This is a genomic window from Nostoc sp. DedQUE05, from assembly GCF_034530955.1.
Classification (GTDB): Bacteria; Cyanobacteriota; Cyanobacteriia; order Cyanobacteriales; family Nostocaceae; genus Nostoc.
Genome location: NZ_JAVRCB010000035.1, coordinates 1 through 19,375 on the forward strand (window position 1 = coordinate 1; position 19,375 = coordinate 19,375).

Genomic DNA, 19,375 nt, shown 5'->3' on the forward strand with positions numbered 1-19,375 from the left:
GACTGGGGACTGGGGACTGGGGACTGGGGACTGGGGACTGGGGACTGGGGACTGGAGACTGGGGACTGGGTAATAGGAAATAAATATTTAGGAATACTTTTTCAATACCCAATACCCAATACCCAATACCCAATACCCAGTCCCCAATCCCCCTAAATGGAGGGCGTGAGTTTTACACGAGCTTTGGTGGTGAGTGGTTTTCCTAATTTAAGTTTGATAGAAGTGGCGCTGCGGTTGTTGTCAGTGTTACTACTGATTGCCATAAATGCCTTTTTTGTAACGGCGGAGTTTTCGATGGTGAGCGTGCGGCGATCGCGTATTCACCAGCTAGTTAAGGCTGGGGATATTCCAGCGATCGCTGTAGAAATGTTACAACGCAGTATTGACCGACTGCTATCTACCACCCAGTTAGGCATTACCCTCTCTAGTTTGGCACTGGGATGGATTGGCGAAAGTACGATTGTTGTGCTGGTGAAGGCCTGGTTGAGATCCTGGCCTTTACCCAGTGGGATGACTACCTTCCTCGCCCATTCCCTATCAATTCCCATCGCCTTTTTCTTAATTGCCTATTTGCAAATTGTGATCGGAGAACTATGTCCCAAATCTTTAGCCATGCTGTACTCAGAACAGCTAGCAAGGTTTTTGGGGCCTTTGGTAAAAGCGATCGTGCGTTTTTTTGGCCCCTTCATCTGGATTCTTAACCAATCAACTCGTTTTTTATTACGGATTTTTGGCATCCAATACACAGGCCAAGGCTGGCGACCGCCTGTAACTCCCGAAGAATTACAACTGATTATCTCTACAGAATGGGGGTCTACTGGTTTACAGCGTGCAGAGCGAGAATTGCTCAATAATGTCTTTGAGTTTGGGGATGTGATGGCGCAAGATGTGATGATCCCGCGCACCAGTATTATCACACTGCCAAAAGATGCTACCTTCCAGACATTACTCAGGGAAATGGCTTCTACTGGTTACTCTCGCTATCCGGTGATTGGTGAATCTTTAGACGATGTTCGCGGTATTGTTTATTTTAAAGATTTGGCACAACCTTTGGCAGTCGGAAACCTCAGTTTAGAGACACAGATCCAACCTTGGATGCGTCCCGTCCGGTTTGTTCCAGAACACACGCCCTTGAGTGAACTTTTGCCCATGATGCAGCAAGAGAAACCCGCTATGGTGATGGTAGTGAATGAATTTGGCTCTACTGTGGGACTAGTGACAATCAAAGATGTGATTGCCGAAATTATTGGCGATCCCAGCGAACCTGAGAGCAATGACGACTTGCTGATTCAGATGTTAGATGAGCATAAATTTTTAGTGCAAGCACAAATCAACCTTGAAGACCTCAATGAAGTTTTGCATCTCAATTTGCCCCTGACCAGAGAATACCAAACACTAGGGGGCTTTTTGCTGTATGAGTTACAGAAAATTCCGGCCAAAGGCGAAATCTTTTGTTATCAAAATCTCGAATTTACCGTGGTATCGATTGTTGGCCCACGCCTGCATCAAATTCAACTGCGACGGTTAGAGGAAGAGGGGCAGAGGGGCAGGGGAGCAGGGGAGCAGGGGAGCAGAGGGGCTGGGGATAATAACTAATGACAAATGACAAATGACCAATGACAAATGCCTCTACTGTGCATACGCCACTGGATCGACAAGTCCCAATTCGGCAAAAGCTGCTAGCCGTAAGCGACAAGAATCACACACACCACAGGCAACATCTCCACCTGTATAGCAAGACCAAGTTAATTCCCAAGGAACTCCCAATTGATTCCCCAGTTGGATGATTTCGGTTTTTTTCAGGTTGATTAGGGGTGCAACAATCTTAATTGGTTGTCCCTCACGCCCTTGTTTGGTTCCCAGGCGAAAAACTTCCTGCATTGCTTGGATATAGTCGGGGCGACAATCAGGATATCCTGAGTAATCGAGGGCATTAACGCCGATATAGACGCGCTCTGCGGCGATCGCTTCGGCATAACCAAGAGCAAAGCTTAAGAATATGGTATTACGAGCCGGAACGTATGTGACAGGAATATTTTGAGACATTTCATCCAGCGATCGCTCTTGGGGTAAATCAATGGCATTATCAGTAAGGGCCGAACCGCCCCATTGTCGTAAGTCAAAGTTAACTACCTGATGTTTTGCGATCGCAGCTTTTTGAGCCACACTAAAGGCTGACTGTAACTCTCGTCGATGTCGCTGCTGGTAATCAAAGGAAATAGCATGACATTCACAGCCATCAGCTTGAGCTTTGTACAGAATTGTGGAAGAGTCCAATCCCCCAGATAACAAAATTACAGCTTTCATCTCGGTTGCAAATTTTGGATTTCAAATAACTGCATCAAACCTTAACAAGACGCCAGAAAGCGATGCCAAGGAGAATTTATACTTAAGCTGTACTGGAACGTTTAAAGTTAATAAAAATACATATATTTTTGGAGAAAGAGCAAACTCGAAATATCTATACAAAAGATATTTAGATTACGGGAACCGATCGCAAACTTTGAAATTCTTCATAAACATAGGCTCTATGTTACCATCTGGATGGTTTTAGACGGATCGTAACCGGCTTTCGAGTATAAACGCCAACGGCCGTAGCGTCTCTAAATTTGGTGGTTGAGGAGAGAATAATAGTGCAAAATAGCATGTCAGTGGCAGAACCGAATCCATATACACAGCGCAACCAGCCACGACCAATCCGCATAGGCGTGATTGGAGTGGGTAACATGGGACAACACCACGCTCGCGTGCTGAGTTCAATGAAAGATGTTGAACTAGTCGGAGTGGCAGATATTAACGTCGAGCGAGGATTAGAAACTGCCAGCAAGTACAAGGTGCGTTTTTTTGAAGATTATTGCGATCTGCTACCCCTTGTGGAAGCAGTTTGTGTAGCTGTTCCCACCCGTCTGCACTATGCCGTGGGCATCAACTGTCTGTTAGCGGGAATTCATGTTTTGATTGAAAAACCGATCGCAGCCAGTATTTCTGAGGCAGAGTCTTTAGTAAATGCCGCAGCTGAGTCTGGATGTATCCTGCAAGTAGGTCATATTGAGCGTTTTAACCCAGCTTTTAAAGAACTGAGCCAAGTTCTAAAAACAGAGGAATTGCTGGCGCTAGAAGCCCACAGAATGAGTCCTTACTCAGATCGGGCAAACGATGTTTCAGTTGTGCTGGATTTAATGATCCATGACATCGACCTACTTTTGGAATTAGCTGCTTCCCCAGTCACAAAATTGACTGCTAGCGGTACTCGCTCCCTAGACTCTGGTTATTTAGATTACGTAACCGCCACCTTGGGGTTTGCCAATGGTATTGTTGCTACTCTGACTGCTAGTAAAGTCACTCACCGCAAAATTCGCCGAATTGTCGCCCATTGCAAAAATTCATTTACTGAGGCAGATTTTCTCAAGAATGAAATTTTGATTCACCGACAAACGGCTGCCAATTCTCTCACCGACCACCGACAAGTACTTTACAGGCAAGACGGTGTAATTGAAAAAGTCTACACCAGCAATATTCAACCCCTAAGTGCAGAATTAGAACATTTTGTCAACTGCGTACACGGTGGCAATCAACCTTCAGTAGGTGGCGAACAAGCTCTTAAAGCCTTGAGACTTGCAAGTTTAATTGAGCAGATGGCGCTGGAAGATCGAGTTTGGAATCCCTTAGACTGGCAATCGGAACCAAGGGTACAATCTTTGACCCCCACAGTCTAGAAGAATAGGAGACAAGGGGGACAAGGTGAAATTTTCTCCCTTCTCTCCCGGTGCTACCCCACAGTCTCAACTTCCGCAGAAAACCTAGAATATGTTTTTAAATTTGCCATCAAATCTTTAGATCCTTCCTAGTCCTTTTAAAAAAGCAGGCTAAGGGGGATCTAAAAAATTAGAAAACAAAACCTAGTAGTTCGTTTGATTAATTTTGTGAGGTTTGTAGTGAGCGATAAATCGTTCAATCTCAAAGGTAGAGCTACTTACGAACTTTTATAACTCTCAACATTAATGAAACAGACACCTAGCTTCTACTTGTCTGACTCTATTTTTCAGTTATGATGGCAATTTTTAGTGCAGCCCAATTCCCTTGACTGTAGCAAGCGAGAATAATTACCCTTTAAAAAAGCTAAAGCTGAATTTAGCAACAAGACTAGTCCAGCAATTTCAGGAATTAACTCAATGCTTGAATGGATAACTAATACTATCAACTATTTTGGCTATTGGGGAATCGCCTTACTAATGTTTTTAGAGAACCTTTTTCCCCCCATTCCTTCAGAATTGATTATGCCACTGGCTGGATTTACAGCAAGTCCATATCAACCAGGAGAGGCAAAGCTGAATATTATTGGTGTATTTTTCGCAGGACTTTTGGGTTCTGTATTGGGCGCACTTATTTGGTACTATCCGGGTAAGTTTTTGGGTGAAATCCGTTTGAAAGCTTGGGCTGACAAGTATGGCAAATGGCTGGCTATATCCAGTAAAGATATTACCAAAGCCAAAGAGTGGTTTGACCGACAAGGTAGAACAGCAGTATTAATTGGTCGTCTTGTGCCAGGAATCCGCACCTTAATTTCTGTTCCCGCAGGTATTAGCAATATGCCTTTGCTACCATTTTTGGTTTACACAACATTAGGTAGCGCTGCTTGGGTGGGTTTGTTAACATACTCAGGATACATATTGGGTAGTCAGTATGAACTTGTGGACAAGTACCTTGCTCCTGTATCTAAAATCGTGCTTGGCGGTTTGGTTCTAGCATTTGTTTTCTGGATATTCAAGCGCCAGTTAAGACGCACTAGACGCACTAGAAGATGAAACACGGACGCTTTTGGTTTGAAAGCAGTGAAAGCAGGGGTTACATCTGGCCAAAATTCGCCTACACTATGCCAAATAATACTAGATGTGCGTTGGCAGAGCTTACCAGAGGTATCGCCGGAATTAATTTTTGGCGTATTTCTAGCTACACTTGACGCAACCTAGAATTTCTGGTTGCTCGCATTTTTGTAAGATGAGCATGACAACTTTTTACAGTTAAGTTTGAACTAGGAGCTTTCATGACAGACCAACCTTCCGCCGCTACCCCTATCAATGCTGCTGCTATACCCATGAATAGGCAGCCGTTAGCATCTACTCCTATCAATGCTGTTAATAATAATCCTCCCACTAGCAAGCCAGCCGGTGGTTCTGGGAAAACCATTCTCAGTGTTGATTTAGGCAGAACTTCCACAAAAACTTGTGTGAGTCGCGAACCAGGCAGTGTGGTGTTCGTACCTGCCAACGTCAAGCAGATGTCAATCGAACAAGTACGCGGTGGTGTTTTTGAAGCCAGAGCTACTGACCCCTTAATGGATTTGTGGCTGGAGTATCAAGGAAATGGATATGCTGTTGGTCAACTGGCAGCCGATTTTGGGGCGAATTTAGGAGTCGGACAATCTAAGGTAGAAGCTGCACTGGTAAAAGTTTTAGCAAGTGCTGGCTACTTCAAACTCAGAGACGATATCTCAGTTGTACTTGGTCTGCCTTTTCTTTCCTTAGAGCAATTTGAAAAAGAAAAAGCACAATTGATTAGCCAAGTAGGTGGCCCTCACGTGTTGAACTTCCGAGGCGAATCTGTGTCGCTGAACGTCAGTAAGGTATGGGTCATGCCAGAAGGCTACGGCAGCCTGTTATGGTCTGAAGCTCAACCCAAGAAAAACCCTGGTAGTCCCGATTTTACAAAAATATCGGTGGCGATCGTCGATATTGGTCATCAAACCGTGGATCTTTTGATGGTAGATAACTTCCGTTTTGCCAGAGGTGCTTCTAAGAGCGAAGACTTCGGGATGAATAAGTTTTATGAATTAGTGTCTGCCGAAATCGAGGGAGCAGATAGTCAATCTCTAGCGTTGATTTCCGCTGTCAACAAACCTAGAGGTGAACGCTTTTACCGTCCTAAAGGCGCTAGCAAGCCCACCAACCTAGATGATTTTCTTCCCAACCTCACAGAGATGTTTTCGCGCGAAATCTGTAGCCGTGTGCTAGCCTGGTTGCCAGAACGCGTCACCGATGTGATTCTTACTGGCGGCGGTGGTGAGTTCTTCTGGGACGACGTTCAACGTCTGCTCAAAGAAGCAAAGATTAATGCTCATTTAGCAGCACCTTCCCGTCAGGCGAATGCTTTGGGGCAGTATATTTATGGAGAGGCACAATTATCCTCCAATCGCGCTGCTAGGGCATAAAGCTGATGTTCCAATGGTCAAAAAAGGTAGTTAAATCCGTCACGTTCAACCCAGAGCTTGCTGATGAAAGCTTGTTAGCGCAAGTAGAAAGTTATTTGGAAAAACAACCAGACAAGACTTTCAGCGATCTCTGTAAAGAAGCCTTGTGGCAATCTTTATGTGTACCGGAAACTGTACAACCTGCTCCACAAACAGCAGTAAATACACCGATCGATCAACAAATCGGTGAACTGCAACGTCAAGTGGCTGGACTTGAGGAACGTTTTTTTGCCAAGGGATCTAATCGTTTGGAGGCGATGGAACATCATCTACTGCAACTTTCTCAACAAGTTGCACAACTGGCGCTCATCGTCAACGATCGCTCGTTCATTCCGTCTCCAACCCAATTAGAAGTAGTAAATAATACTTCTTATACTGTTGCTACCCCTCCTCAAGAGGTTGACCCCGTAATCAGTCGCCTTAGTCAGTTTCTCGATGATTTTTAAGGAAAAATCAGGTTTGTGAGCAGTTTTTGCTCATGTTAACAATCCTTAATAGTTAATACTATTAAGGATTATTAATGTTTATATTTTTAGGACTTACGCATCGTACATAAGTACTAAACACAATTTGGGTATTTTAGCCATGTTTTGCATCCAGCGATCGCAAATGTCGGAATAAATCAGGGTTATCTGAAGCCTCTGAAAAGACTAAATACCGTAGTACACGTTTTGGTTGATTTGTATAGTGCGTAAGTCCTAATTTTTTTAGAAATGCGATCGCGTCTATTTAAGCTGATTTTTCACGGTATCTGGAAAACCTCTCTCTAAATCTCTCCCCTAAAAGGAGAGAGACTTTGAATTTTCAACCCTTAGAGCATCGGGAAGGGGGTTAGAGGGTTAGGTTTTTCGTGCGCTTTTCCACATAACGTGAAAAGTCAGCTATTCAAGTTATACAATTTAAAATCACCAATCTCCCCACTAGACAACTAGCCAAAGCCCAAATAATCAAAGCATTTCTGAGTACCCAGTTAGCGCTCTTTTATTATTCTGAAAAAATCAAATATTTATAGGTTGGTTTAACTTTGTTCAACTAAAAAAATCAAGGATTCTTAACTCGACTTTATCCATTTTTATGAAACCCAAAACCTGATACTGAAACCATTGAGGGACGATAGTTTTAGTTTTTGGACTTGACCGGAAATCAGTGACATGGAAAAAGTATTTGCCAAAAAGCCAGGGTTTTTGCCGGATAAGGAAAGCCGAGTTCTTAATTTTGGATAAAGTCGAGCTAAAATCCTATTCCTCAAAAAAGAATATAATCCTCTCAAAGCTAGGTGAGCAAATTCTTTGGCTGCGTTAATGTTAAGACTGGCGGTATATGTGCTTTTGTTGCCCACGCTGCTATACTAGTCAAATTGTTACATTAATGCTTGAACAGAATATTATCGTCGTTGGAACATCAGCAGGTGGAGTTGAGGCGCTGACTTATCTAGTCAAGCATTTGCCGCCCGATCTCAATGCTGCTGTAATTATAGTCCTTCATGTATCCAGTCACAGCAAGAGTTTTCTGCCAGAAATATTAAGTCGTGCTGGCAACTTGCCAGTGTCTCACGCTCAGGACGGCGAAGCTATTGTTCGTGGTTCGATTTATGTCGCTTTGCCTGACTACCATTTACTGGTAGAAAAAGGATATTTGCGTTTGACGCGGGGTGCAAAAGAAAACCGTTGTCGTCCTGCTATCGATCCATTGTTTCGCAGTGCAGCGCGAACTTATGGGCAGCGAGTGATTGCTGTGCTACTAACAGGTCTGCTTGACGACGGCACGGCGGGACTAATGGCTGTAAAAATGCGGCGTGGTGTGGCAATTGTCCAAAATCCTGACGATGCTTTGTATCCTGATATGCCACGTAATGCGATCGAGAACGTAGAGGATATTGACCATATTCTGCCACTTTCAGATATTCCTTCTACTTTAGTAGCTCTAGTTAATACACCAATGAAAGTACAACCGGAAAACCCAGTACCTAGCGAGATAGAGTTTGAAACTGAAATAGTGCAATTGAATTTGGAAGCAGTAGAAAACGAAAGCAATCGACCTGGTAAACCATCAACCTTTGGCTGTCCTGACTGCGGCGGTATCCTCTGGGAACTCGAAGAGGGAAATTTGTTGCGCTTCCGCTGCCGCACGGGTCATGCTTATTCAGCAGAAACTTTGCTGGCCACGCAGTATGATAAGGTGGAAGATGCACTATGGATCGCTTTGAGGGCATTGGAAGAGAAAGCTTCTTTATCACATCGTATGGCTTCAAGGATGGAGGTTCGCAATCAAACCTTAGCGGCACGATTCAAAGAGGAGGCACTCTCTGCCAAGGAGTCTTCCGCCATTATTCGAGAAGTACTTTTAAAGGTCAATCCAAACACAGGTGTTGATTGAAGGTTAAACCGAATCATTTTGAGAAATGGGATGGTTTTGTTTACTGCGTGCAAGTGCCACCACAGCTTGAACTAACTCTTCTGGATCGAGAGGCTTGGTAACGTGCAGTTGATAGCCACTGCTTATCACTAGTTGATAGTCTTCAACTCTAGCATAAGCAGTCAAAGCGATCGCGGGAATTTTTCCCCCTTTTTCGGGAGTTAAAGCGCGGATTTGTTGAATCAGAGAATAGCCATCGACTTCGGGCATTCCAATATCACTGACTAAAACATCGGGTTGAAAGGATTCTAGGTTTGCTAAAACTTCTGTCGCAGAGGCAACAGTCAGGACTTGCGCGCCGTATTCAGCAAGCAATACTGTTATTAGCTCACGAGCATCGGCGTCATCATCAACTGTGAGGACTCGAATCCCGGTGAGTCCGAGTGCGGGTTGTGGCAACTCATCTGTCTGCTTGATTTCCGGTTCAACATTCAGCAGTGGCAATTGGACTCTAAAGGTGGCTCCCAAGCCAACACCTGGACTATCAGCCGTGATCGTGCCGCCGTGCGCCTCAACCAACTGCCGGACGATCGCTAATCCCAATCCCAACCCGCCATACTTGCGAGTAATTGAGACATCTTCTTGACGGAATGATTCAAAAATATACGGGAGAAAATCTGGGTTAATGCCTTTACCAGTGTCACTAACGATAATCTGTACCCGATCGTCAACTCGCTCTAATCTGGTTTCTACCCGTCCGCCTTTGGGAGTAAACTTGATCGCGTTGGAAAGTAAATTCCAAACGATTTGTTGAAGGCGGTTGGAATCTCCAGAGACTTGCCCAATATTCGGCAGTACTGAATGCAACACAATTGATTTGGAAAGGGCTGCTGTATTTACTGTGTCGAGCGCAGATTCAATTACAAATGCCAAATTTACAGGAGCCGCATCGATGCTGAGTTTGCCCCGCAGAATCTTGGCTACATCGAGCAAGTCATCAATCAGTTGAGTTTGTAGTTTGGCGTTGCGTTCGATGGTAGCTAAAGCTTCAGCCGTTTTCGTTTCACTAAATTTGCGGGTTTGCAGCAGTTTTGTCCAGCCGAGAATCGGGTTGAGAGGCGATCGCAATTCATGGGAGAGAATAGCCAAAAACTCATCTTTGATTCGATTAGCGCGTTCGGCTTCGGCTCTGGCTGCTTGTTCTAGTTGAAATAGGCGATCGCGTTCGATTTCAGCTTGTTTGCGAGCGGTGATATCCCGGACGTTGCCTACCATCCGTACCGCATTGCCCGCAACATCATAGAAAACCTGACCTCTAGCCGCTAACCAGCGAATGCCATCAGGATGTATAATGCGGAAATCATCTTCATAGTGTTCTTGCTGTTGCTGGATGGTGTTAGTCACCGTTTCATTGGCTGAGGTGCGATCGTCTGGGTGCAAGATACTTAACCACAGTTCATAGGTGATTTCCTTTGTGGTTGGGTCAAGCCCAAACAGATTGATATACTCTTCAGATACATGAGCTCTGTTGCGGATAATGTCCCAGTCCCATAATCCCGATTGTGTAGCTTTGTACGCCAATTTCAACCGGGCTTCGCTCTCCTGCAACAGGAGTTCTATCTTTTTGCGATCGGTAATGTCTCGTGAAATCAACAAGATTCGTTCCAGCTGCCCAGAGCCATCCAAGATCGGGCTAACGACCACTTCCCACCATTTCGGAGTGCCTTTTGCAGTTGGGCAGTATCCGCGAAAAATGCTGACTTCGCCTGTTTTAGCGGCAGCAAGTGCCTCCTCTGCCTGCTGCCGATAACTGCCTTCCCAGAAACAGAGCCATTCAGTATTCAGATAGGAATTTAAGTTATCAATTTCCATTAAACACAGTCCACCTGTATTCATGTACAGCAGCCGCCCATCGAGGCTTAATACCTTGATGCAGTCAGTACTGCTTTCTAAAATGCGGTTCTTAAATTCTTCACTCTGGCGCAAAGCAAGCTCTGCCTGTTTGCGATCTGTGACATCATGATGGATGCCTGCCATTCGCAGGGGATTGCCCTGTCGATCGCGCAAAACCACTTTTCCGTGGTTGGCAATCCATTTCCACTCCCCAGACTTGGTTAAGATCCGATATTCAAATTTGTAAGACACCGAATCGTCCTGAAGATGGGCATTCAACCGTTCCATCACCCAAACTTTATCGTCAGGATGAATTAGTCGCTGCCAACTGCTAAAGTCATCCGGTAACTCTCCTTTTTCATATCCGAGCATTTCCAGCCATCTGGAACTTAAATAATCTTCATTAGTAATAATGTTCCAATCCCATAGACCGCCACCAGAACCTTCCAGTGCCATTTGCAGGCGTTCTTCACTGTTTCGCAAAGCTTGCTCTGCCTGTTTGCGATCGCTGATGTCTTCGGCAATCCCGGCAAACCGATAAATCTCTCCTGTTTCATCTCGCAGGGGAAAGCAACGATCGTGAACCCAGCGAATATTACCATTGGGTAAAATAATCCGATATTCCCGATCAAATTTCCCGGCGACAGCCTTTTCATGAAACGCTCTGTCTGTAGATTCTCGATCCTCTGGATGGATGCGATCGATCCATATTTGTTGTCCTTGATACAATTCTTGCGGGTTCAATCCCCACAGTCGTTTATATGCAGGACTAACATAGCTGATTCGATTTTCCGACACTTCTTTGATCCAGAACACCGCATCAATATTTTCTGCAAGCTGCCGAAAACGTTCCTCACTCTCGCGCAGAGTTTCGGCTGACTGTTTGCGTTCGGTGATATCTAAATCGATACCGGCCATCTGAATTGGTTGCCCCTGTTGGTCGTAGAGCACCTTACCCTGGCTTAATGCCCAGCGAATTTTCCCGTTGGGATACACTACCCGAAATTCAATGTCATAGTCTTCTCCGGTGGCGACAGCAAGCTCGACGGCTGTCAGCACGCGATCGCGATCTTGAGGGTGGACTCGCGCGGCAAACATCTCGAATGAACCGTCAAATTCTGCTGGTTCTAGTCCAAACAAGGCTTCCAGGTTATCCGACCAGGAAATTTTTCCCGTTTGGATGTTCCAGTTCCACGTTCCCATCCGCGAAGCTGATAGTGCTAATCGCAGCTGTTCTTCACTCTCCCGTAATTCTGCTTCTACCCGTCTGCGCTCGGTCAGTTCATTTTGTGCCTGCTGATAGAGTTCCGCTTGGCGAATTGCAATGCCAACTTGAATCGCCAGTTCTTTGAGCAAGTCGATCTCTAAGGGTTGCCACTTTCGAGGAATTGCACAGTTATGAGCAATTAGCAACCCCCAAAAGTGGTCATCGTAAATAATCGGCACGACCAGATTAGCTTTCACTTGAAACTGAGCCAACAATTCAACGTGGCAGGGATCGATACTGCTATGCTGAATATCAAATATTGCCGTTACGTAACCCTGACGATAGCGTTGGATATAATTCTCGACAAAGACGGTATCGTAGCTGACAGTTTCCAATGGATTCCATGCAAGGTAGTTCTTTGCGAGGCAGGGATCGTACATAGTAGAGTCAAGCAGCGATCGCCACTCTGCCCCAACCGATTCTGCTACTACTGTCCCATTACCATCAGGTTTTAACTGAAAAACCAAGACGCGATCGGTGTGCAGAAATTCTCGCACTTCGGCTACAGTTGTCTGAAGAATTTCATCCAGATTTAGCGATTGGTGAATTTTCTGGGTAATATGTGAGACTACGCGCTCTCGTTCAATCCGCTGTTGTAGTTGGGTGCGTAGCTGCACTGTTTCAATTGCCCCATTGACCGCTATTTGCAGCCCTTCTGGGGTAATTTGCTCTTTGACAAGATAATCTTGTGCGCCCGCTTTGATCGCCTTAACTGCGATCGCCTCATTGCCCTGTCCAGTGACGACAATCACGGGTAGGCAAGGCTGTTGGCTCGACGAGGGTTGCAATTGTGCCAGAAATTCCAGTCCGTCTAGGTCGGGCAATCGATAATCAAGCAATACTACATCGGGCTGATGTTGCTGCCAAAGTTCTAGCCCCTGTTGTCCCAGCGTTGCTTCTAGGATAGTGTAAGAATATTCGCGATCGCGCAGTAAATACCGCCGATAGAGTTCTCGATCTTCTGGGGAATCATCGACAATTAAGAGAGCGCGCTGTTGCTGAGACATTGTGAATTAATTAATCAAGTAGATGTTAACCCACATTCAGCAGGTTGGCATAGAAAATCGACATTTTTCAAAAAATGCTAAAACCCTGATTATACCAGGATTTTAACATATTTTATAGATTTATTGATTCGCTCTTTACATCTGCTTTACGTTCACTTATTTGATAGTTTTAATGTATAAATTAGTTCTTAACTTACTTATAAAATTTATATCACTTTTGCCACAGAATAATCTATAAATATTCATTCAATAATACAAATTTTCTATGAAGATCGTAATAGCAATCCTAAATAATTTGGGAGAAATAAAATCGCTGTAAAGCTTATAATTAGGAAATTTTAATCTTCTAATATTCTCGTGTTTAAATTCGGTTGCTATATCTGATTCATAAGGGATTTCTAAATAAAAAAATTTCCCAAAACTGATGAAAAAACCCTCTTTATTTCTCCTTTTTCTGTGTTCTCTGTGTCTGGAGTGGTAGCCTGCGGCTTCGCCTTTGGCGTTCTCGTAGAGTAGCCGCAACTCTTGGAGACGCTCTTGCTAGCTTGCTTCTTTGTAGGAGTATGCGTCTACGTTTATTTGGATAATTTATTTCTTGGAAGTCCCTTAGTTATTATTGTCGGACTGCATCTATGTAAAAGTCTTAAAACCCTCTTTCTCTCAGTTCCCTAAACTTTGCAGTCTGAATAATAAATTTTTTACTCAGCATAATATTAGACCAATGGCAGGACATATATAAACTGAATGCGATCGCCATTATCACAATTGCAAATATACTCAATAAGTAATATATATAGGAATCCGGTTTGATTCGGAGAATTTACTTGCGTGGGCAGGGAACAGGGAATAGGGAATAGGAAAGAAAGGATACCGTGCTGAGTCTTGTTCAAAAATCAAATAGGAGTCCTATATTAAGATATAATCCACATTCTGAGGTGCGATCGCAAAATGCTGTATTTTTGAATGCAACCCTTATGGGACAGTAGTTTTACTTTTTAACTTCATCGATAATAGACCTCTTGCATAAATCAAAAATAAGAAAGAACCCCACCCCGCCAAAGCTACGCTTTGTCTCCCCTCCCCGCAAGCGGGGAGGGGTTGGGGGTGGGGTGTTAGGGACTTTTGCAAGAGGTCTAATCTGTAATCTGGAAAAACTATTTGCTCAAAAGTTAGGGTTTTTGCCGGATACAGAAAACCGAGTTCTTAATCGTGGATAAAGTCGAGCTAAAATGCTATGGGAATAATCTTGGTCACGCAGTAAATACCGCAAATAGAGTTCTCAATCTTCTGGCAATCATCAACAATTAAGACAATGCGCGATCTCTGACTTAGGACTAATCCTTGGGATAATCAGGCAGCGTCGTCACTTCAAACCAATATTCCACAAGCATCTGAATATCTCTTTTCAGTTGAGCAAAATTGATTGGTTTAACGATGTAGCTGTTGACACCATATTGATAACATACTTCAATATCTTTGGGATTATTAGAGGTAGTAAACACCACCACTGGAATCATCTTCAAGTTATCATCATGTTTAATCCGGCGTAACACTTCTCGTCCATCGGTTCCGGGTAGGTTCAAGTCAAGCATAATCAAGCCGGGTCGGGGCGCACTTTTGCGCTCCACATAGCTACCAGTGCGATAAAGAAACGCCAAGGCTTGTTCTCCATTCACACACCTCTGAATAGCGATCGCAATGGCAGAGCGCCCTAGAAATCTTTGCAGCGTCTCAAAGTCTTCATTGCTATCCTCGACAATTAAAAGTAGTGGCTTTTCTGGGATCGGGGAGGCTGAAATTTGAGTCATGTATTTGCCTCCGCCGACAGGGTAAAGTAAAAGGTACTACCAAGAGTTGGGGTAGATTCCACCCAAATTCTACCACCATGACGTTCCACAATTTTCCGGGCAATGGTTAACCCTACGCCAGTCCCACCACCAAACTCATCCCGTCCATGTAAGCGGCGGAAGATTTGAAAGATTTTGTCGAGATGTTCTTGGGGGATGCCAATACCGTTATCACGAACGTAGAAAGTTACAGAATTAGAAGCAACTTTGCTTTCCCCATTGCCTTCAATAAAACCTATTTCGACCCATTTCTCAGGTTTATCATTGTACTTAATAGCATTGCTAATCAGGTTGCTGAATAGTTCATTAATCTGAGCGCGATCGCCTTGAACGCTCTTCAGGGGTTGAGGAATGCGAAACTCAACTTCGCTCTGCGGTCGGGAAATGGTCAAAATGGCGATTACCTGAGGCACTAACTCATGCAGATTCACTGATTGCCTGACCAGTTCGGCGCGTCCCAACCGCGAGAAATGGAGGAGAGAATTGATCAGGTCTTCCATTCGCTGCGTCAGCCGCACCAAAGTTTGCAGTTTGGCAATTCCATCATTATCTAGTACATCTGCATAATCTTCCATTAAGAAGTTAGCGTAGTTGTGAATGCCCCGCAGTGGTTCTTTGAGGTCATGGGAAGCAACGTAGGCAAAAGAATCAAGTTCTTCGTTACTCCGTTGTAACTCAAAATTCATCGATGCCAGTTTGTCTGCCTGCTGTAACACAACGCCCACAATCAGACTTCGCAGTTCAGTAACCACCTCAATTTCACAGGGTTTCCAGGGTAGGGCAGCTCCTTGCACCGTTTCTTGCCATAATTCAAAGGATTTGCGAGGAGACATTCTTAAACTGCCATCTGAGAAAACTTCCACAGGCTTGTTGGGGTTGCCGCCCCAATTCACCGTTTGAATTACCTCTGGACGAAACCAGAGAATATAATTGTGGTGAACTTTGGAAATTTCCAGAGCTAACACGCCACTAGCGATCGCTTTAAAGAAGGAGGCGGCAGGGTAATTTTTCGTCAGCGATCGCGTCTCAAACAAGTTATGATGCAGTTGAGGTTTAATCCAATCAAGTAAGGCGTGAACCTCTGACTGCGATGGCGTTTTACCCACTGGAATATACTGATCGCCATTACATATCACCGCTCCTGTGGCGCCGATCAGATTGAGTAATTGAGATTTCATTTGCACCATACCATCCAGGAAATACTCAGCCTGAGACAAGCCTTCGACAAATTGAGTTTGTAATGACTTTAATTGACTTTTGTAATCAATATCTTCACTTGCTTCTTTATTTGCCAGTTCCACAGACATCACCTGTCCAATGAACTCGCAGATGGTGCGGATATTGTAAGAAATATATTTGGGTGACGAATGGTGACAGGCAATCAATCCCCAAAGCTTTTGCTCGTGCATCAGAGAAATAGACATAGAGGCAGTCACGCCCATATTTTGCAGGTACTCTAGATGAATTGGAGAAACACTCCGCAACACCGAGAGACTGAGATCCAACGGTTGATTTGTTAAAGGATTGTTCGCTGGAATTAAGGTGACAGGCTGGTAGCTAGCATCTGGAATTAGCCGCAGCCAGTTTAAGGTGTATAGCTGTCGGGCTTGCTTGGGAATGTCAGAGGGCGGATAGTGTAAATCCAAATAAGGCATTTCCTGATTGGTATCTTCAGCGATGACCCTGCCTGCTCCTTCGCGATCGAATCGATAGACCATAACGCGATCGAAGCCAGTGATTCGCCGAACTTCTGTCACCACAATCTGGCACATTTCTAGCAACGTTGGTGCTTTTTGAATGCGGGTAATGGTTCCTCTTACCTGTTGATAAAAGTCAAAAAAGCCTGTTTTTTCCTTCGCTTTTTTCGGCTCCAATTCTAGAAGAATAATAGTATCTAAACGATGGACAATGCCATCAAAATGAATTGATTTATTTTGATGTTTGATGATTATATTTAGGGGATTAACGCTCTCAAAATCCTCTGCAAGACATTGTTGAATTAGTTTAATTTGCTTGACATTGAGTAAATCTGATATCGGCTTGCCCAGCAATTCATCGGGTTGACGACCAACGACTTCCTGGCTGTTACTGCTCACCTGAAGGATTTCCAGCGTGGGATCTTGCAAAACCAGTAAAATCCCGTGAGGCTGGATCAAACTGGGAATGTGGATCGGTTCGCGATCGCAGTTTGTCAAATCAATGATTTCATCAGTCATTCTCTGTTTATCCAACTCCTCATTAGAATTCTGGCTTCAAGGAGGCAGAAACTCTTTATATCTCAATACGGTTCAGTTAAGGGCTAGTGGCAACAATTTTTGGTTTTCGAGACGCGATAAATCGCCGTCTCTACAAGTGTTTTGGGCTTATCTGAACTGTATTGCTTTATATTTGAGATTTTGAGTCCTGACTTAAAAAGCAAACTTCTATATTCACACTACTAGCCTAGACTCAAACTGGAGTCTCCGGCATCTACTCTTGGCTTAATGTTTCAATCAACAAATCTACCTGCTGTTGTCGCTGCTGCAAAAAACCTTCGCACTGACGCAAATACTCCACAGCAGTTGCAAATTGGTCAAACACAGCTTCCAATTCCAACTCACCCGCCTCAATGCGAGTAATAATTCCCTCTATTTCAGCAACCTTCGCCTCATAATTCCAACCTTCCTCAGAACTAGAAGCACCCTTACGTTTAACCATTAATCTCTCTGCGTCCTCTGCGCCTCTGCGGTTCGTTCACTTCCATAACCTTCACTTTAACCTCACCTTGCCCCAATTGAATCATTAACTCTTGCCCCACAGCCAACTCTGCTGCCGAACGAGCGATCGCTCCATCTTCCCTTCTCACCACCGCATAACCACGCTGTAACACCGCTTTCGGGTCAAGACTAGCCAATTTCTGCCGCAATAATTCTAGATGCTGCGTTGCTTGCTGCGATCGCCCCGTGGTAATTTGCACCAAATGCTGACGCTTCCAAGCTAGCTTGTCCACCTCCTGCTGCACTTGCCGATCTAACCGCAAACGTCGCAAACGATTCCGCAATACTTGCAGTTTATTCTCAGCATTTTCTTTAAAGTCATGCACCGCCTCATGTAAAGCGACAACTCGCCCCCGATGCTCAGTATATAACTCTGAAAGTGATGGTACAACCATTTCCGCTGCCGCAGTGGGTGTATGCACACATACATCTGCAACTAAATCTGCTAAAGATTCATCTCGTTGATGGCCGATCCCAGTAATTACCGGAATAGAACAACTAGCAAGCGATCGCACCACTCGTTCATCATTAAAGCAAGCTAATTCTTCCACCGCGCCACCACCCCGCGATAAAATTAGCACTTCGGCGCGCCCATCTCTTTCCACCCGCTCAATTGCCTTGACGATAGATTCTGGTGCTTGGTCGCCTTGTACGGTCGCGGGAGAAAATAAAACGTGTAAACCTGGATACCTTTGCTTCAAGGTTTTTTGAATATCACCCCAAGCAGCAGCCGTTGGTGAAGTGACAACAGCGATCGTTTGGGGGTGGGTTGGGAGCGATCGCTTTCTTTGCGCGTCGAATAATCCCTCAGCCAGCAAGCGATTTTTGAGTTGTTGATAGCGCAGTGCCTGTAAACCAACACCAACAGGTAGAGTTTGCCAAACTGATAACTGATACTCTCCCCGTTGCGGATAGACGCGAATACTGCCCAAAATGATTATCTGTTCGCCAGGAATAGGCATTTGGGCGAGTTTTGGCAATTGGCTATTCCATACTACACACTTAATTCCGGCAGTGCGATCGGGATCTTGCAGCGTAAAAAACAACCCACTGCGATGGTTGTTAGCACTGGAAACTTCGCCAGTTACCCAAACTTGCCGCAATTGTTCATCTTGCTCTAACAGCAAACGGATATAGTCAGTTAATCCAGAAACTGAAAGCGCTGTATCAAGAATCAGAGAGTCGGGAAAGTCGAGAGTCATCAAAGATATACGAAAGCAAAAGCCTAATCAAATCTTAGCAAATAACGTTAATTGATAGCTATTTTGTTGAATAACCAAACTGAAAATATCCAAAAAACCTATTAGACTTAAATTAATCACTAAACAGAGTTTAAAACCATAATGGAAAAAATAGAACTTGAACTAGACAGACTCACCTTTGAACGAGCAAAAACTCTGGCAATAGTCAATCAATCAACTCTATCAGAATTGATTAGTCATGTAATTGAACGTTTAGCAGAAGTCCAGGAGAAAAACGATCCTTTAATGGGATTATATGCTGATGTTCCAGAAATTGTTGATGAAATTGTTGCTGAGGCGATGGAAAAAAGAGGATATACTGGAACAGATGAATGAAGTAGAAAAATCCCTACTTGATACGGATATTCTTTCAGAAATTATTAAACGAGTAAATCCTCGTATTATTTTCAAAGCCAATAGTTACTTAAGCCAATTTAATAAATATACAATTTCTGCAATTACGGTCATGGAAATTGTAGAAGGTTGGCAAAAACGTAAGCAAGAAAAACGTCTTCAGCAATTTTTAACTATACTGGCTTCACAGGAAATATTATCCTTTGACTTGACAGAAGCTGTATTAGCAGGGAAAATTTACGCTGATTTAGAGACAACCGGAAAAAGAATTGGTTATCCCGATTGTATGATTGCTGCAATTGCCATCAGTCATAATCTAACTTTAGTTACGGGTAATTTATTTCATTATCAAAGAATTCAAGATTTAAATTATTCACTAAGACTAGATAACTGGCGTTTATAGTAACA

At 44.0% G+C, this 19,375-nt stretch carries 14 protein-coding genes; 8 read left to right on the top strand and 6 right to left on the bottom strand.

Features of this window, described 5'->3' with window-relative positions; translation table 11 throughout:
• Positions 1-156: 156 nt before the first annotated feature.
• Positions 157-1,596, top strand: a complete 1,440-nt coding sequence (locus RMZ42_RS23580) for a hemolysin family protein (RefSeq protein WP_322673700.1) — start codon at positions 157-159, stop codon at positions 1,594-1,596.
• Between the two features lie 33 nt (positions 1,597-1,629).
• Here the strand turns inward: RMZ42_RS23580 and queC are convergent, their stop codons facing one another.
• Positions 1,630-2,307: a 7-cyano-7-deazaguanine synthase QueC gene (gene queC / locus RMZ42_RS23585; protein ID WP_322673701.1), complete on the bottom strand. Its 678-nt coding sequence runs from the start codon at positions 2,305-2,307 to the stop codon at positions 1,630-1,632.
• A gap of 326 nt (positions 2,308-2,633) precedes the next feature.
• Between queC and RMZ42_RS23590 the strand changes: the two genes are divergently transcribed.
• From RMZ42_RS23590 to RMZ42_RS23610, 5 genes are all read left to right on the top strand, one after another.
• Positions 2,634-3,716, top strand: a complete 1,083-nt coding sequence (locus RMZ42_RS23590; protein ID WP_099102323.1) for a Gfo/Idh/MocA family protein — start codon at positions 2,634-2,636, stop codon at positions 3,714-3,716.
• 456 nt (positions 3,717-4,172) lie between these two features.
• Complete coding sequence (locus tag RMZ42_RS23595) at positions 4,173-4,805, top strand: DedA family protein (RefSeq protein WP_322673702.1); 633 nt, start codon at positions 4,173-4,175, stop codon at positions 4,803-4,805.
• Positions 4,806-5,044: 239 nt separating this feature from the next.
• Positions 5,045-6,208, top strand: coding sequence for a ParM/StbA family protein (locus RMZ42_RS23600; protein ID WP_322673703.1), 1,164 nt, complete (start codon positions 5,045-5,047; stop codon positions 6,206-6,208).
• Between the two features lie 5 nt (positions 6,209-6,213).
• Positions 6,214-6,693 (top strand): plasmid segregation centromere-binding protein ParR, encoded by a 480-nt coding sequence (locus RMZ42_RS23605; RefSeq protein ID WP_322673704.1) that lies wholly within the window; start codon positions 6,214-6,216, stop codon positions 6,691-6,693.
• A gap of 922 nt (positions 6,694-7,615) precedes the next feature.
• Positions 7,616-8,623: a chemotaxis protein CheB gene (locus RMZ42_RS23610; RefSeq protein ID WP_322673705.1), complete on the top strand. Its 1,008-nt coding sequence runs from the start codon at positions 7,616-7,618 to the stop codon at positions 8,621-8,623.
• A 3-nt stretch (positions 8,624-8,626) separates the two neighbouring features.
• Here the strand turns inward: RMZ42_RS23610 and RMZ42_RS23615 are convergent, their stop codons facing one another.
• From RMZ42_RS23615 to xseA, 5 genes are all read right to left on the bottom strand, one after another.
• Complete coding sequence (locus RMZ42_RS23615; RefSeq protein WP_322673706.1) at positions 8,627-12,769, bottom strand: PAS domain-containing protein; 4,143 nt, start codon at positions 12,767-12,769, stop codon at positions 8,627-8,629.
• A 1,334-nt stretch (positions 12,770-14,103) separates the two neighbouring features.
• Complete coding sequence (locus tag RMZ42_RS23620) at positions 14,104-14,577, bottom strand: response regulator (RefSeq protein WP_322673707.1); 474 nt, start codon at positions 14,575-14,577, stop codon at positions 14,104-14,106.
• The gene (locus RMZ42_RS23625; protein WP_322673708.1) at positions 14,574-16,832 is read right to left on the bottom strand and encodes an ATP-binding protein; all 2,259 of its coding nucleotides are present in this window, start codon (positions 16,830-16,832) and stop codon (positions 14,574-14,576) included. Before RMZ42_RS23625 ends, RMZ42_RS23620 begins: the two co-directional genes overlap by 4 nt.
• A gap of 253 nt (positions 16,833-17,085) precedes the next feature.
• On the bottom strand, positions 17,086-17,313 hold the full coding sequence (gene xseB / locus RMZ42_RS23630; RefSeq protein ID WP_099102361.1) for an exodeoxyribonuclease VII small subunit: 228 nt from the start codon (positions 17,311-17,313) through the stop codon (positions 17,086-17,088).
• Positions 17,306-18,574 carry an exodeoxyribonuclease VII large subunit gene (xseA, locus tag RMZ42_RS23635; RefSeq protein ID WP_322673709.1) on the bottom strand — a complete coding sequence of 423 codons (1,269 nt, stop codon included), beginning with the start codon at positions 18,572-18,574 and terminating at the stop codon, positions 17,306-17,308. The genes xseB and xseA overlap by 8 nt, the downstream gene beginning before the upstream one ends.
• A gap of 141 nt (positions 18,575-18,715) precedes the next feature.
• Here xseA and RMZ42_RS23640 point away from each other — a divergent pair, with 141 nt between their 5' ends.
• Both RMZ42_RS23640 and RMZ42_RS23645 read left to right on the top strand, forming a co-directional pair.
• Complete coding sequence (locus RMZ42_RS23640) at positions 18,716-18,949, top strand: hypothetical protein (protein ID WP_229469801.1); 234 nt, start codon at positions 18,716-18,718, stop codon at positions 18,947-18,949.
• Positions 18,942-19,370 carry a type II toxin-antitoxin system VapC family toxin gene (locus tag RMZ42_RS23645; protein ID WP_322673710.1) on the top strand — a complete coding sequence of 143 codons (429 nt, stop codon included), beginning with the start codon at positions 18,942-18,944 and terminating at the stop codon, positions 19,368-19,370. Before RMZ42_RS23640 ends, RMZ42_RS23645 begins: the two co-directional genes overlap by 8 nt.
• Positions 19,371-19,375: the final 5 nt, after the last annotated feature.